At 64.9% G+C, this 14198-nt stretch carries 16 protein-coding genes; 1 reads left to right on the top strand and 15 read right to left on the bottom strand.

The genetic code is table 11. From position 1 onward, the window contains the following. Positions 1 to 6 precede the first annotated feature (6 nt). From QX124_RS00470 to QX124_RS00405, 14 genes are all read right to left on the bottom strand, one after another. Positions 7 to 549 (bottom strand): YeeE/YedE thiosulfate transporter family protein, encoded by a 543-nt coding sequence (locus tag QX124_RS00470; RefSeq protein ID WP_315756100.1) that lies wholly within the window; start codon positions 547 to 549, stop codon positions 7 to 9. A 445-nt stretch (positions 550 to 994) separates the two neighbouring features. Continuing rightward, positions 995 to 2683 (bottom strand): methyl-accepting chemotaxis protein, encoded by a 1689-nt coding sequence (locus QX124_RS00465; protein WP_315795672.1) that lies wholly within the window; start codon positions 2681 to 2683, stop codon positions 995 to 997. A 419-nt stretch (positions 2684 to 3102) separates the two neighbouring features. Next, the gene (locus tag QX124_RS00460) at positions 3103 to 4203 is read right to left on the bottom strand and encodes a YeeE/YedE family protein (protein ID WP_315795671.1); all 1101 of its coding nucleotides are present in this window, start codon (positions 4201 to 4203) and stop codon (positions 3103 to 3105) included. A gap of 68 nt (positions 4204 to 4271) precedes the next feature. Beyond that, positions 4272 to 4712 (bottom strand): DsrE family protein, encoded by a 441-nt coding sequence (locus QX124_RS00455; RefSeq protein WP_409997641.1) that lies wholly within the window; start codon positions 4710 to 4712, stop codon positions 4272 to 4274. Positions 4713 to 4720: 8 nt separating this feature from the next. Next, the gene (locus QX124_RS00450; protein ID WP_315795670.1) at positions 4721 to 5623 is read right to left on the bottom strand and encodes an alpha/beta hydrolase; all 903 of its coding nucleotides are present in this window, start codon (positions 5621 to 5623) and stop codon (positions 4721 to 4723) included. An 11-nt stretch (positions 5624 to 5634) separates the two neighbouring features. Next, positions 5635 to 6069, bottom strand: coding sequence for a hypothetical protein (locus QX124_RS00445; RefSeq protein WP_315718331.1), 435 nt, complete (start codon positions 6067 to 6069; stop codon positions 5635 to 5637). Between the two features lie 26 nt (positions 6070 to 6095). Continuing rightward, a complete protein-coding gene (locus QX124_RS00440; RefSeq protein ID WP_315795668.1) occupies positions 6096 to 6854 on the bottom strand; it encodes a cytochrome c in 759 nt (252 codons plus the stop codon). After that, on the bottom strand, positions 6793 to 8076 hold the full coding sequence (gene soxC, locus QX124_RS00435) for a sulfite dehydrogenase (protein ID WP_315795667.1): 1284 nt from the start codon (positions 8074 to 8076) through the stop codon (positions 6793 to 6795). Before soxC ends, QX124_RS00440 begins: the two co-directional genes overlap by 62 nt. 5 nt (positions 8077 to 8081) lie before the next feature. Then, positions 8082 to 9776 (bottom strand): thiosulfohydrolase SoxB, encoded by a 1695-nt coding sequence (soxB, locus tag QX124_RS00430; RefSeq protein WP_315795665.1) that lies wholly within the window; start codon positions 9774 to 9776, stop codon positions 8082 to 8084. A gap of 24 nt (positions 9777 to 9800) precedes the next feature. Further along, positions 9801 to 10625: a sulfur oxidation c-type cytochrome SoxA gene (gene soxA / locus QX124_RS00425; RefSeq protein ID WP_315755997.1), complete on the bottom strand. Its 825-nt coding sequence runs from the start codon at positions 10623 to 10625 to the stop codon at positions 9801 to 9803. Positions 10626 to 10658: 33 nt separating this feature from the next. After that, a complete protein-coding gene (gene soxZ, locus QX124_RS00420; RefSeq protein ID WP_315718309.1) occupies positions 10659 to 10985 on the bottom strand; it encodes a thiosulfate oxidation carrier complex protein SoxZ in 327 nt (108 codons plus the stop codon). Between the two features lie 18 nt (positions 10986 to 11003). Then, the gene (gene soxY / locus QX124_RS00415; protein ID WP_315718310.1) at positions 11004 to 11456 is read right to left on the bottom strand and encodes a thiosulfate oxidation carrier protein SoxY; all 453 of its coding nucleotides are present in this window, start codon (positions 11454 to 11456) and stop codon (positions 11004 to 11006) included. A 20-nt stretch (positions 11457 to 11476) separates the two neighbouring features. After that, entirely contained in the window at positions 11477 to 11920 is a 444-nt protein-coding gene (gene soxX / locus QX124_RS00410; RefSeq protein ID WP_315795662.1) for a sulfur oxidation c-type cytochrome SoxX, read from the bottom strand. A gap of 129 nt (positions 11921 to 12049) precedes the next feature. After that, the gene (locus QX124_RS00405; protein ID WP_315778325.1) at positions 12050 to 12640 is read right to left on the bottom strand and encodes a thioredoxin family protein; all 591 of its coding nucleotides are present in this window, start codon (positions 12638 to 12640) and stop codon (positions 12050 to 12052) included. A gap of 94 nt (positions 12641 to 12734) precedes the next feature. Here QX124_RS00405 and QX124_RS00400 point away from each other — a divergent pair, with 94 nt between their 5' ends. Further along, positions 12735 to 13451, top strand: coding sequence for a hypothetical protein (locus QX124_RS00400; protein WP_315795660.1), 717 nt, complete (start codon positions 12735 to 12737; stop codon positions 13449 to 13451). Here the strand turns inward: QX124_RS00400 and QX124_RS00395 are convergent, their stop codons facing one another. After that, positions 13452 to 14186: a cytochrome c biogenesis CcdA family protein gene (locus tag QX124_RS00395; protein WP_315736268.1), complete on the bottom strand. Its 735-nt coding sequence runs from the start codon at positions 14184 to 14186 to the stop codon at positions 13452 to 13454. Positions 14187 to 14198: the final 12 nt, after the last annotated feature.

Here is a 14198-nt window from a genome sequence, read left to right as displayed (position 1 = left end):
ATTCTCCTATGCTTTGCGGAACATGACGCGCGACGCCAGAAGGCCGGTCGCGAACATCACGGCGAGGAACAGCCAGCTCGACAGCGCCAATTGCAGACCGCCGGAGATGCCGTGTCCGCTGGTGCAACCGCCGGCCAGACGCGCGCCATACATGATGACGATGCCGCCGAGAAACGCGGCCACGAAGCGCTTGACCACAGACGGGCCAAAGCGCTCCTTCCAGACCTCCGGTACCAGTTCGAGGCGCCACGTGCCGGAGATGATCGCCGACAGGAATGCGCCGAACGGAATGCCGACCAGGAACCAGACGCCATAGTCCCATTTCAACGGCATCGACTTCCAATAGCTGTTGGCGGCGACGGCGTCGGATCCGATCACCGGAGCGGCAAACAGCGATGCGATGCGCGAAAACGCCGTCGTGACGCCGAGCGGGTCGCCGAACCCGGCAAAGGCCACCCAGCTGAGGACGCCGATGCCGGCGCCGACCAGATAGGGCGACCAGTCGATGCGCTTGGACTTGCCCAGATCCTTGACCATGACGTCGTTCATCATTGCCACGACGGGTCCTCCCTGCTGACGCGGCCCAGCGCCGCGACCGACTTACGTTACTATATGCATATATTCGAATTTCTGCAATTATAATTCAGCCGATGCCGACAGGTGAGGTGAAAAGGCGGGGCTCTGCGGCAGCCTGACTGCGAGGAAACAGCGGCACTGACGAACTCGGGGACGGCAGCCCCGAGCAAGCGCGGCGGAGCATGATCCGCCGCGACCCACGCTCTGTTCATGTCGGCGCGGGCCTCGCAAGCCCATCGTCACCAGGCGACTCGGTCACGCAGCTTGCCGCGGCCGCGCGAAAGATCCTCGAGATGAGGCTCGCAGGCCACCGCAGAAGCGATGGCAGCGTGGCCGGCGCACCTGTCAGCACACCCGACGCGGGCCGGCCGAAATGGCGGCGAGATCGGATCTGCGCGGCTCTCAGTCGCTACGAACCCTAGGCGGCTCTCACGCCGGCGATGAACTTCTTCACTTCCATGCTCAGTCTGGCACTGTCGTCGGCCAACGATTTCGCGGCGGACAGAACCTGGGAAGCCGCGGTTCCGGTATCGACGGCGCCGCGCTGCACATCCGCAACGTTGGCTGAGACCTGCTGCGTTCCCGCCGCCGCGTGCTGGACGTTGCGCGAGATCTCCTGCGTGGCAGCGCCCTGCTGCTCCACGGCCGATGCGATCGTCGACGAAATCTCCTGCAGTTTCTCGATGGTGATGCTGATGTCGCGGATCGCACCGACCGATTGCTGGGTGGCGGACTGGATGCCGGAGATCTGCTGGCCGATCTCGCCGGTGGCCTTCGCCGTCTGCTCGGCAAGCGCCTTGACCTCGGATGCGACCACGGCAAATCCGCGGCCGGCTTCGCCGGCGCGCGCGGCCTCGATCGTTGCATTCAGCGCGAGCAGGTTGGTCTGTCCGGCAATCGTATTGATCAGCTCGACGACGTCGCCGATGCGGGCAGCGGACTTCGAAAGCTCGCTGACCTGTTCATTGGTCTTGCGGGCCTGCGCCACCGCCTCATTGGCCATCTGGGCCGAATCCTGGACTTGCCTGCTGATCTCGTTGACGGACGCGGAGAGCTCCTCGGTCGCAGATGCCACCGACTGCACATTGGCGCAGGCTTCCTCGGAAGCCGCGGTGACGGATGTGGCCAGGTTCTGTGCGCGGCTCGCCGTGTTGCTGAGCCCGCCGGCGTGACCCTCCAATGTGCTCGATGCCGTGGACACGGTGTCGACGATCTCGCCGACCACGGCCTCGAAGCGGCCAGTGATCTCGTCAAGCCGCCGGCTGCGTTCCAGTTTCACCTCTGCCTCTTTCGAAGCGATATCGTCGGCCTGCTTCTTCGCGATCAAGGCGGTCTTGAAGACCTCCAGGGCGTCCGCCATCATGCCTACTTCGGTCTTCTGGCCGCGATAGGGGATCTCCGTCGCCAGGTTGCCCTCACCGAGCGCCTGCATCGGCCTGATGATGGAAGCGATGCACCGGGAAATATCGCGAACGAACCAGCTTCCGACGCCGATGCCGGCGAGAACGGCAAGGACGATGACCGTCGACATCAATGCAAATGCCTCGGCATAGCCATCCGCGGCGATCTTCGTCTCGGCGTCGGCGCCACGATTGTTGAGGTCAATCAGCTTTCGAAGATATTCGTCCGACTGATTGGCGACGCCCCGGACCGTCTTGTTGAACAGATCGCTCGCCTGCTTGGTCGCATTGCCGTTCCCTGCGCGCAGCACCTCGAGCACACCATCGGCAGCCTTGACATATTGCTCCCAGCCCCGCGACCAGCTCTCGAACAGGCTGCGCTCCTCGGAAGACGAGATCATCGCCTCATAGGAGCGGCGCGCCGTCGCAATGACGGCGAGCGTTGCCTTCATGTTGCGGTCGAGATTGTCCTTCTCCTCAGTCGTATCAGCCGTCATGTAGGCTCGGAGCTGCGCCCGATTGAGATTGATCGCCGAACGCAACTCGCCGAGCACGCGCACGCTCGGCAGCCAGTTCTTGGCGATCTGTTCGGTATGCGTGTTGATTGTCTGCATGCCGCGGACGGCCAGCAATCCGACGATGGTCATCGCCAGCAGCAGCAGCGCAATGACGGCCGCCATTTTTGCTCGAATGGAGAGTTGCGTCATCTCGCGTGCCTTTCGTAGTCCCGGCGATTCGTATCGGTCCGCCGCATGATTGCGCCGTACCCCTCGCGACGGTAACACTCGACCTTCGCAAATTGGTTAACGAGCGGGATCTCGAGACTGGGATCTACCAACGTCATGTTCGGGCGTGATAGTCCGAACGCCCTGTTCGGCGCGCATCTCCTGTGGTCGACCCGCGGACCACGCGATCCGCGCTCCGGCGTGAACGACGCAAAGACACGTGTCTTCGGGTTCGATCCGATCTGATCAGACAATGTTTTTGTCAGAGGCCTGGAGTGCGCCGACACGCCAGGCGTCGACGAGCCTGTGACAGACAGGTCCCGGAGATTGATGGATGCTGCTCTTTGACGCTGCATTTTCAATGCCGCTCAGCAGAAGCAGGCTCGCTTCCGCAAGATGTCTCATGAAGGCATGACGGAGGGCGACTGAACCGGGCTCTGCGCCGGCTTGGCGGCGAACAGCCAGCGGTCGACGACAAAATCGGTGACGGCCGCACCCAACCACATGCCACCGAGCACGATCCACGCTGTGAGCGCAAACACCGATGCCCCCGTCACGCCGGCGCCGACGGCGCAGCCGCCCGCCAGCATGGCGCCGAATCCCATCAGGACGGCGCCGATCATGTAACGGCGCATGCCGCGCCCATCCGAGAAGCCTTCGAGATTGAGTTCGCGCGCCAGCGCGGCCGCAACGAACGAGCCGATGAACACGCCCGGAATGATGCCGAGATCGAAGCCCGGCTTCAGCTGCGTGCTGGCGAGCACCTGCATCAGCAGTTCCGCCGAAGGACCGCTGAATGTGAGGCTCTTCAGCGGCACCGGCGAGAACGAGGCCTGGCCGAGCTGATAGGTGAGGAGCCAGCCCCCGGCGACCGCCGCGCCCGCGGCGACCGCCGCGCGCAGGATCTTCGGGCCGACCTGAAACTTCGACACGGCGGCGAGCCCGGCCAGGAACCACAGCATGCCGAAGCCGAGCTTCTCGGGCGTGCCGCCGCCGAACAGGCTCATGATGTCGCGCGACGGTCCGCCGTCGACCAGCCAAAGATTGGTGAGCCACTCGCGCGCCGGCGCGAGCAGTCCGCGATAGGCGGACTGCGCCGTCACCGCGAAGATCAGGCCGGACAGCAGCGCCCGCAAATTGCCGTTGGCCGAGAGCACCAGCAGACGGCTGGCACAGCCGCGCGCCAGGATCATGCCGCAGCCGAACAGGGTGCCGCCGATCATCGCGCCGGAAATGCTGCCCTGCTGCGCCAGCTGGCGCGCCTCGGAGACGTCGAGCAGGCCCATCGCCACCAGCGCCTGGGTGCCCAGCAGCGCCGAGGCGAAGGTGAGGAGCCACACCGCCAGCCGCGGACCGCCCTGCCCGCGCGCGAACTCGACCGTGGCCGCCCGCAGGCAGAAGCGGCTGCGCTGGGCGAAGAAGCCGAACGCGCCGCCGGCCGCGAGCCCGCAAAGCAGCGACACCAGCTCCTCACCCAGAAGGTCGATCAATGCGGTGAGCACGGGCGCTCCCGTCGTTCAGGCCTGCCGCTCAACATGCCGGGCGGCATCGGCAAGGACGCATGCGCCCGTCACGGGCGCAGGTAGGCGTATCCACTCTGCTGCAGCTCGGTGAGGCGCACGACGCCGCCCTTCTCCGCCACCGCGAAGCCTGGCAAGAGATCGTCGAGCTTCACACCCTGCGCCTTCATGGTGTTGGCACAGGCCTCGAAGCCGACGCCGGCCTTCATGAGGCGCTCGGCCAGAGCCGAGATGGTCTGGTCGGCCGAAATCGCATGAAAGGCCCGCAAGCCCGGACCGTGGATCACCAGGCGAATGTCTGCGCGTCCAGGTCCTCCGGTGCCATCGACGTGATTCTGGAGGTTGCCGAGAACGAACAGGGCGCGGTCCTGATCGGCGAGATGATAGGCGACGCGCTGGCGCGGAGACTCCGTCGCCGCGCGTGCGCGGCTGACACCGAAGATTCCAAACACACTGGCAAGACCAGCTTGCATCAAAGATCGACGTTCCATGGTGACTCCTAACGCGTGGCTGCAATGAATCCTGCGATGCGATCAGCGGCATCCTCGGCGGCGAGATCGCGAAAGAAGTGATCTGCGTCGTCAATCGTCTCCAATCGGACACGGCTGCCGGCGCGTGACGCCAGCGGCGCGAACGACGCTGCCACGTCCGGTACCGTCTTGTCTTGCGCTGCCGCAAGCACCAGAACCGGCAGGCTCACGTCGGCGATCAGCGCCGCCGTATCCTGGCGCCGGTCGGCGCGATAGAATGCTGCGAATGCGCGCGCCGTCACCTTGGCATCGCGGCAATAGATGAAGCCCGGCACCGACATCCAATCACCGCCGCGCCCGGCGGCGATCGCAGCCTCAGCCTTGTCGAGCAGCGGCGCCAATCGCTGGCCGTAGCTTTCCGCATAGGCGTCTCTCAAACCGGTCTCGATGCTCGCCGTCGCCGGCGCCAGCAGGATCACACCGTCGACCGCCGCTTTGGGATACGCGGCCAGATAGCGCGCGAGCTGATTGGCGCCGCGCGAATGTCCGAGCACGAAGACGTGCGACGAGGTCTTGCGCGCTTCGCTCAGCCAGGCGGCGATCTCGGCGATCGCATCGTCAGGCGCATAGTCATGGGGCTTGGCGCAATCGTACATGCCGGTGCGGCGATCGAGACCGAGCACGAGATTGTGCGCGAGCGAGGCGATGCCCCGCTCGGCCAACGCCTTGGACAGACCCTGGATGGTCTCCATGTCCTTGTGCGCGAGCGTGCCGTGCGTCATCAGCACCAGCGGCACATCCGGTCCCGACTGCGCCGGCAGCCGGAGCGTGCCGAGCGCCGTACGCCCGCCGATCGCGAGCTCGCGCATCTCCTCGGCCGCGACTGCGATCGACGCAATGAACGAGAGGACGAGAGCCAGCCACCACCGCATCGCAAATTCCTTCAGGGACGCACGATCGTCCAGTTCTTCTCGGACAGCTCCAGCAGGGTCGCGACCCCGGTCTTGACGACCGTGACACCGTCGAGCAGAGGCGGCTGCCGTCCCTCCTTGCTCGCGAGCGTCTCCAAGGTATTGCCGCAGGCGATGAAGCTCACATTGGGCATCGACTTGGCGAAGCCGAGCACCCGCTCCTTTACCGGCGAGCGGTCGGCCAGCAGCATGTCGAGGCCGCCATTGAAGGCGACGATCACGATCTCGACCTCCGCGCCCTCGCCCGAATAGTGGCGGGAGACATTCGCGGCGACGTCGAGCACCGCGCGCATCTTGGCCGGATCCTCGTCGCTGATCTGCAACGCGAGCCTGTGTGGCTCGGCTGCAGTGGCGATGGACGCAACCCCGCTTCCGGCCAGGGCGACGGATGCGGCCGCCAACAGCATCTGGCGGCGGCTGCATCCGGCAATCCTCACTCGACGCCTCGCGGCTTGCCGTCCTTGTCTTCCGGCGTGACGTCGACCGCTGTCGCGCGTCCGGTGATCTTGACCGGCGCGATGCAGTTCTTCATGCACGGATCCTTCTGCCAGAACGCCTTCTCGCTCGTGCTCCGGTCATCCATGATGAACCCGCCCTCGTTCGGCATCTTGATCGTGGCGAGATTGCTGTTGCTCAACTCGAAGTTCTGATCGGTGATCACGTCGTTCAGATAGAGCACATAGGCGACCAGCGCGTAGTACTCGTCGACCTTCAGCGACTGCGGGCTGCCGAACGGCATCGCGTGGCGGACGTAGTCGAACAGCGTCGAGGCGTAGGGCCAGTAGGAGCCGACCGTCTTGACCGGATTGTCTGATGTCAGCGATCCCTTGCCGCCGGCGAGCACCGGCCAGCGGCCGGCACCCTCGCCGAATTCACCATGGCAGCTGGCGCAATTGTCCATGAACAGCTTCTCGCCCTGGGCGACGGTGCCCTTGCCGACTGGCAGCCCCTGCCCGTCCGGACGCACGTCGATATCCCAGCCGCGGATCTCCTCGGCGCTCGGCGCGCGGCCGATGTTGAAGCGCTGCGGCGGCTTGGCCTCGGTTTTGGCCTCGATCTTCTCGCTCGGACCGCCGGCGAATGCCACCGAGCCCGCAAGCGTTGCCAGCGCCGCGGCGGCAATGAGGAGCTTAGGCGACCTCAACATTCTCGACCTCACCGTTTGCCTGCACGTGCCAGGTCTGGATGCCATTGTTGTGATAGATGGAGTTGTAGCCGCGGACCTTGCGCAGCTCGGCCTTGGACGGCTGGACGTAGCCGGTCTCGTCCTGCACCCGCGACTGCAGCAGCAGCGGCTCGCCGTTCCAATCGAACTCGTAGTAGAAGCGGGTCAGCGCCTTATCGAGCACCGGGCCGTCGATCCGCGCCGGCCACCAGTTGCGGCCGCCATCGAGCGACACGTCGACGCGCTTGACCTTGCCGTTGCCCGACCACGCCAGTCCCGAGACGATCGTGAAGCCCTTGCCATGCTTGATCGGCGCCTGCGGGCTCGGGCTGGTGATCACCGACTTGGCATCCATCGCCCAGGTGAAGCGCCGCGCCTTTCCGTTCGGCAAAAGATCGGTGTATTTCGAGGTTTCCTCGCGAGTGTGCCAGGGCTGGTCGCCGACCTTGATGCGGCGCAGCCATTTGACCCAGAGATTGCCCTGCCATCCCGGCACGACCAGGCGCATCGGATAGCCCTGCTCGGGATACAGCGCCTCGCCGTTCATCTTGTAGGCGATGATGCAGTCGTCGAGCGCCTTCTCGATCGGCAGGCTGCGATCCATCGACGCGGAGTCGGCGCCCTCCACCAGCAGCCATTTGCCGTTGGTCTTGACGCCGGCCTCCTCCAGCAGCGTGCGCAGCGAGACGCCGGTGTACTGCACGCAGTGGATCATGCCATGCGTGAACTGGCAGCCATTGAGCTGGGCACCGCGCCACTCCATGCCGGAATTGGCGGCGCATTCCATGAAGTGGATGCGGTTAACGCGCGGGTAGCGCTTGAGCTCGTCGAGCGTCAGCAGCAGCGGCCGCTCGACCAGGCCGTGGATCATCAGCCGGTGATCGGCCGGATCGACGTCGGCCACACCGCCGTGATGGCGCTCGAAGCACAGCCCGTTCGGCGTGATGATGCCTTCGAGCTCATGCAGCGGCGTGAAGCTGACCGAGGATTCGCGCGAAGCCGTCAGCCATTCGACGTCGCGGCGGACGACGTCCTTCTCGAACTTCGACGGCTTGCCGTAGGGGCGCACAGCGACGCCCTCGCCGAGGGTGCGCGTCCATTCCGGCACGTTCGGCGGCTGGTTGGCGGGATTGCCGGCGCCGGCACGCGCCTGCGAGGCCAGCGCCGTGGCGGCAAGACCGCCGGCTGCAGTCAGGAAACCACGGCGCGACGCGCGTGAGGCTGAGGGAAGTAGTTTGTCCTTGGACATCGTCGTCACACTCCGGAGACTTTGACGGCCCGGTTGGGCTCGAGACGAACGGTTTTCTGACGCTGCAGATAGCTCGACACGACCTCCCAGATCGGCGGCCCCTGCGTGCCTTCGTTGACGCTGGCCCAGCCCGCGACCTGGTACTCGCGCGTCGGATCGATCGCGGCCCCGGTCTTGATCAGGCGCATGTCGGAGATCCGCTGCCCCTGCGGCTTGTTGACGTCGATGGCGTAGGACATGCCGCCGATGCGGACCATGTCGCCGCCCTGCTGGTAGTAGGGGTCGACGTTGAACAGGTTGTCGGCGACGTCCTCGATGATCTCCTTGAGGCGCGTGCCGGTCATGCCCATGCGATAGACGGCCGGATAGGTGATCGCGGTGGCGTTGGTGACGTCCTCGAAGGTGATGTCCTGACCCGGCATCACGCTTGTGCCCCAACGGAAGCCCGGCGACAGCGCGATCTCCGCATCGCGCTCCTGCAGCAGCGCCTGGCAGATGAGGTCATCGAACGTGCCGTTGAAATTGCCGCGGCGATACAGCAGCGTCTCGGTCCGTCCCAGCGGGCGGGCGAGATCGGCGGCAAACGGCTTGCGCACCTCGGCGATCTTGGCCGCCATCGCCGGATCCGGCGTGATCACGTCGGAAAACAGCGGGATCAGTTTGTAACGATAGCCCTTCACCTCGCCGTCCTTGACGTCGAGATCGAGCCGCGAGACGAACTTGCCGGAGGAGCCCGACGCGATCAGCAGCGTCTTGCCGACCTTCACGGCCTCGGGCAGCGCATCATGGGTGTGACCCGTGAGAATGACATCGAGACCCTTGACGCGGCTGGCCAGCTTGCGGTCGACGTCGAAGCCGTTGTGCGACAGCAGCACCACGAGGCCGGCGCCGTCCTTGCGCGCCTTGTCGACCTGGGTCTGAACATCCTCCTCGCGCACGCCGAATGACCAGTTCGGAATCATCCAGCGGGGATTGGCGACCGGCGTATACGGGAAGGCTTGGCCGAGCACCGCGATCTTGACGCCGCCGCGCTCGATCATCGTCGAGGCTTCGAACGCCGGCTCGTTCCATTCGGTGTCGCGGATGTTGAGGCCGAGGAACGGAAAGCCGAGACCATCGACCGCCTGCTTGACGCGCTCGGTGCCGTAGGTGAACTCCCAATGCCCCGTCATCGCATCCGGCTTCAGCAGCGCCATGCAGTCGATCATGTCCTGGCCGCGGGTCTTCAGCGACGACCATGATCCCTGCCAAGTATCACCGCCATCGAGCAGCACGACCTTGTCGCCGCGCTCGGCGCGGATGGCCTTGATGACGGTGGCGGCGCGGTCGAGCCCGCCGATCCGCCCGTAGGTCTTGGCGAGCGCCTCGAAATCCTCCGAGGTCAGCGCATAGGCCGACGACGAGCCCGGCGCGATGCCGAAGCGGGTGAGGAAATCCTTGCCGGTGACATGCGGCGGCTGGCCCTTGGCGTCGCCGACGCCGAGATTGGTCGACGGCTCGCGGAAATACAGCGGCATCAGCTGGCCGTGGATGTCGGTGACATGCACCAAGGTGACGTTGCCGACCGGATCGAACGCCAGCAGCTCCTTCTCGGTCAGCTTCTGCTGAGCAAAGGCGCGGGTCGCACCCGCAAGACCGGAGCCACCCGTCAAGGCAGCCGCCGCCAATGCGACCTGAACGAATTCGCGACGCGATATCATGATGTATCTTCCTTGTGTCCGCGGCTAGTTGCGGACCGACGGTGTCTCGACGGGCAGCCCGATGCCGCGCCAGGCGACGTAGACTTCGAGGGCGAGGAACTCGTCCGACAGCGGCTTGTAGGGCACGCCGCGAACGTCGAACATGCAGCCCTCGAACCGTTCGTGCAGCGGGATCAGGCGCTGATCGCGCAGCCGGTAGGTCGGAAAGCCGTTGGTCTGGCCTTGGCTCAGAAAATCGGCGCGCATGAACTTGCCGTTGTTCTTCTCGTGGCAGGACGCGCAGGCAAGATCGAGCTGCCCGACCCGCGTATAGTAGATCTCCTTGCCCTTCTCGAACCATGGCGACATCGGACCGTCGGTCTTCACCGCCACCGGCATGCCGCGCGACTGGTAGCGGACGAACGCCGTCATGTCCGTCAGTTCCTTCGACTTGAAGGCCCAGGGCTGCGCCTTCATGTGCTCGGTACGGCAGATGTTGATCTGCTGCTCGAGATTGACCGGCTTGTTGAGCTTATCGCTCCATTTGGGCATGGCGGCGCCGACGCCCTTCATGGTCTTTTCCGCCTCGCCATGGCAGCTCATGCACGACTTGCCTTCGCTGCCGTCGACCGTCTTCCAGACGTCGGCGGCCCGCTCCACCGCGAGGAAGCCGGGATTCTCCAGGTCGTCATCCTGGAGCGCGCGCGTTTCCTTGGTGCGGAACTGATAGCCCGAGATGATGGTCTTGAAGACGTGACCGGGAGGCGCCGGAATGCCCTTCCGTTCGGCCTCCTGGCCGAACGTCGCGGCTGCCGACAGGGCGAGCGCGGCCGAAGCCAGGACGGCGAGAGAACCGTAGCGAATGGACATCCGTCACTCCTCCTAGCGATCACACGCGGCCGATCAGGCCTTCAACGCGATCTTCTCTTCGGCCGTCACGACTGAGCCATCATCATCCGTCCAGGCGAACTTGAACGTGCCTTCCTCGTCGATCCTTGCGTCGAACTGGATGTACGGGTTGGCCGAGATCGCCGGCTCCAGCGCGCAGGAGAACACCGGCTTGCCGTTGAACTCGCAGGTGAACTTGTTGATGATCTTGCGTGGGATCGGCTTGCCCTGCGCATCCTTGCGCTGACCCGATTCCATCAGATGCGAGACCAGCGTCTTGATCTGGATGATCTCGCCCTTCTTGGCTTCCTTCGGAAGCTTGATGCGCGGCTTGTCTGCCATGTTCGTCTCTCCCCTGTCTCAGCCGCCGCAGCCGCCGATGGTGACCTTGACGGTCTTGCGCTCCGTGAAGAGCGAGCCGTCGCTCATCTTCGCGACCGCGATCACGTTCTGGGTCTGCGCCAGACGGATGCGGATCGACGCCTCGGCCTTGCCGGACATCGGCGTGAACATCAGCGTGGCGACGCCGGCGTTCGGATTGCCGTCGGCCACGAACAGCACTTCCTTGACGTAGTTCTCGGCGGTCATCGGGCTTTCGACCGAGAGCGCGAGCGGCACCGTGTTGCCGTTCTCGGCGATCTCAGGCAGATCGAGCGTGATCTTGCCCTTGGCCGCTTCCTTGCCGCCGGTGAACTTCTTGATCATCTCGGCCGCGTCGTTGCTCGGCTCGGCGTTGGCGGCCATCGGCAGCACCGTCAGGGCGACGAAACCGCCGCCGAGAAGGAACGCCTGTCGTCTGTTGATTGCGCCCATGCATCATCCTCCAGAGGCGGTTATTTCAATGTTTCGAGAAAGGCGACGACGTCCTCGACCTGCGCTGCGGTGAGAACGGATTTGCCGACGAACTCAGGCCTGACGCGATTGAGTCCGTCGTTCTTGTAGAAGGCGGGCATCACCGTATCGGTGAAGATGCGCTTGGGATCGGCGACGATCAGGCGCAATTGCGCCGTGTTGTAGCGGGTCGCGACGCCGTCGAGCGACGGACCGAACTCACCGTGAAACTCCTCCGACTTCAGCGACGACACCTGATGACAGGCGAGACAATTGCCCAGCGTCCGCGTCAAGAACACCTTCTTGCCGGCATCGGCATTGCCGGGCGCGCCCGTCAACGATTTCGGAATGGCATAGTCGATGACATCGAGCCTGATCGGCTCGTCACCTCGCGCGGCTGCCGACAGCAACACGCAGAGCAAGGCGGCCGGAATCAAACGGCGCATGTTTCCACCCTGACCGACGAGGCGTCCCCTCGCCTTACGATGACACGACGGACTTACGATCCATCATATTCAAGAATTATGATTTGATAATGTGATTGGTGTCAAGCGTATTTCGATGCCGCAGTGCACTCAACCCTTGGTCGAAGCGAGATAGTCGCGGAATGTGCCGCGCTCATAGGCCTTGTCGCGCACGAAGCGGAACATTGCGAGGAAATGCGGCGGCTTGAGATAGCCCGGCGCGCGAGCCACCTCGCGCGCGAGCGGCTCCTTCGCAGAGACGCCCTCGGCCGATGGCGGAAAGAACTGGAACGTCGGCGTGAAGCGGATCGCGTAACGCTCGGCGAGCTCCTTCTCGGTGAACTCCTTGCCGTCGAAGTCGATCACCTTGCGCGCGCCGAGCAGGTTGAGCTGCAGCACTTCGAAATTGGCACGGATGTAGTCCGTGATCCCTTGGTCGGCAAAGTTCACCAGATGAGTCTCGCGGCAATACGGGCAGCCGCGCAGCTCCCACATGATCGCAAGCCGCTTGCCTTCCGACGCCGCGCTTTCGAGATCCTCGCGCAGATCCAGGAAGCTGTTGAGAAACCAGGACTGGTGATAGAGCCCGTCGTCGCCGAGCGCCGCGTCGGCCTGCGCCGGCGCTGACGCCAGGCCGACGGCCGCCGCAGCAGAGAGCAGCGCAACCAGATCGCGCCGCGTCATCGTCCGGTTCGTCGTCATCAGCCTGCTCGCGCGCTTTGCCAAGTCCACTTTGCCAAGTCCACGGGATTTCGATACATGATATTCGAATAACAGAATGTGAAAAGGACATTCGATGCTGCGCCGCGTCATCATGCTGTCGCTCGTCCTGTCATGCCTCACGCATGGCGTCCGTGGGCACGCCGAAGAGAACGCGGATGTTGCTGCCTTCATGCACTCGGCGATGGCCAGCCTGCGCACAGCCGCGAGCTATGGCCGCACCGGCAATGTGGGCCTGGCGCAGATCGAGCTCGACGACGCCCGGATCGCCTGGGCCAGGCTCAGCCGGCTCGCCGAGCGCTCCAATGCGCCCTATTCGGCCAAATCCTTTGCAGAGCTGATCGCCACCGGAAACGATCGCCTGAAGCAGGCGGACGAAGCGCTGACCGCAGGTGACGGCGCGCGCGCTGCGGCGGCCATTGCCGCGTTGCGCCGGTCGCTTCACGCCCTGAGGCAGGACGCCGGCGTGGTCGAGCTCAGCGATTGCGTGTTCGAGCTGTCGCCCGTCATGGACGCGTTGCGCAACGCAGCTGCGCGGTTCGCAGCGGGCAAGGCCGAGCCTGGCGAGGTCGTCCAGGCCGGCACAGCGCTGCGCGACCGACTGCAACGCTGCAACGGCCTCGCCGCGCCCGATGTGGCGCGCCAGGCCGAATTCCGCCGCCTGATCGACGGCGCCACGACGAGCGCCGGCGAAATCGGCCGCGCTGCGCGCGAGAGCGACGCCGGCCTGGTGCATCGCTATGAGATCGAGCTGCAGTCCTTCGTCAATCTATTGGACTTCCGCTTCGGCTGATCAGCCGATGGTGGCGAGCGACGGAAAGCGCTCGAAGATCCATTCCGACATCCGCGGGATCACGCCGGCGAGAAAGGCCGCGCCGGTCAGGACGAGAAAGCCGCCCATCGTCTTCTCGACCAGGGGGAGATGCGGCTTGATGCTCTTGAGCATGGTCATGAACTGCCCTGTGAAGGCGGCAGCGATCAGGAACGGGATGCCGGTCCCGACCGAGTAGGCGGCGAGCAGCAGCGCGCCCTTGCCGACCGTCGCCTCCGCGCCGGCCATCATCAGCACGGCGGCAAGGACCGGCCCCGCGCACGGCGTCCAGCCGAAGGCGAAGGCAAGTCCCATCACGAACGCACCGAGCAGACCGGCCGGCTTGCTTCCGACGTCGATCGTCGCGCTCCGGTACAGCAGCGGAATCCGGAGCACCCCGAGGAAATGCAGCCCCATCGTGATGATGACGAGGCCGGCGAGGATGCCGAGCTGGCTGAGATGGCCGGCGATGAATCGCCCGAACACCGAGGCGGTGGCGCCAAGACCGACGAACACCAGCGAAAAACCGCCGACGAAGCACAGCGCCGTCAGCACCGTCCGCCGCCGCTGGGCCATGCTGGTTTCGCCGATCGCGTCGGCCGCCGAGACGCCAGCCATGTAGCACAGGAACGGCGGGACCAGCGGCAGAATGCACGGTGACAGAAACGACAACAGACCCGCGGCCAGCGCGGCCCCCAGCGTGACGTCGAGATCCATCTTTCCTCCCGG

The sequence above is a fragment of the Bradyrhizobium sp. SZCCHNRI3043 genome (assembly GCF_032377735.1).
Taxonomy (GTDB): Bacteria; Pseudomonadota; Alphaproteobacteria; order Rhizobiales; family Xanthobacteraceae; genus Bradyrhizobium.
The sequence above is the reverse complement of the archived record's forward strand: the minus strand, read 5'-3'. Positions and strand labels throughout refer to the sequence as shown.

Excerpts from the sequence above, each read along its gene's own strand:
- soxY (WP_315718310.1), bottom strand. The coding sequence starts at position 11,456 with ATGGGCGCAATCAACAGACGACAGGCGTTCCTTCTCGGCGGCGGTTTC.
- soxB (WP_315795665.1), bottom strand. The coding sequence starts at position 9,776 with ATGATATCGCGTCGCGAATTCGTTCAGGTCGCATTGGCGGCGGCTGCC.
- QX124_RS00400 (WP_315795660.1), top strand. The coding sequence starts at position 12,735 with ATGCTGCGCCGCGTCATCATGCTGTCGCTCGTCCTGTCATGCCTCACG.
- QX124_RS00445 (WP_315718331.1), bottom strand. The coding sequence starts at position 6,069 with ATGCTGTTGGCGGCCGCATCCGTCGCCCTGGCCGGAAGCGGGGTTGCG.
- QX124_RS00450 (WP_315795670.1), bottom strand. The coding sequence starts at position 5,623 with ATGCGGTGGTGGCTGGCTCTCGTCCTCTCGTTCATTGCGTCGATCGCA.
- soxZ (WP_315718309.1), bottom strand. The coding sequence starts at position 10,985 with ATGGCAGACAAGCCGCGCATCAAGCTTCCGAAGGAAGCCAAGAAGGGC.
- QX124_RS00405 (WP_315778325.1), bottom strand. The coding sequence starts at position 12,640 with ATGACGACGAACCGGACGATGACGCGGCGCGATCTGGTTGCGCTGCTC.
- soxC (WP_315795667.1), bottom strand. The coding sequence starts at position 8,076 with ATGTCCAAGGACAAACTACTTCCCTCAGCCTCACGCGCGTCGCGCCGT.
- soxX (WP_315795662.1), bottom strand. The coding sequence starts at position 11,920 with ATGCGCCGTTTGATTCCGGCCGCCTTGCTCTGCGTGTTGCTGTCGGCA.
- QX124_RS00440 (WP_315795668.1), bottom strand. The coding sequence starts at position 6,854 with ATGGCATCCAGACCTGGCACGTGCAGGCAAACGGTGAGGTCGAGAATG.
- QX124_RS00470 (WP_315756100.1), bottom strand. The coding sequence starts at position 549 with ATGAACGACGTCATGGTCAAGGATCTGGGCAAGTCCAAGCGCATCGAC.
- QX124_RS00395 (WP_315736268.1), bottom strand. The coding sequence starts at position 14,186 with ATGGATCTCGACGTCACGCTGGGGGCCGCGCTGGCCGCGGGTCTGTTG.
- QX124_RS00465 (WP_315795672.1), bottom strand. The coding sequence starts at position 2,683 with ATGACGCAACTCTCCATTCGAGCAAAAATGGCGGCCGTCATTGCGCTG.
- soxA (WP_315755997.1), bottom strand. The coding sequence starts at position 10,625 with ATGTCCATTCGCTACGGTTCTCTCGCCGTCCTGGCTTCGGCCGCGCTC.
- QX124_RS00455 (WP_409997641.1), bottom strand. The coding sequence starts at position 4,712 with ATGGAACGTCGATCTTTGATGCAAGCTGGTCTTGCCAGTGTGTTTGGA.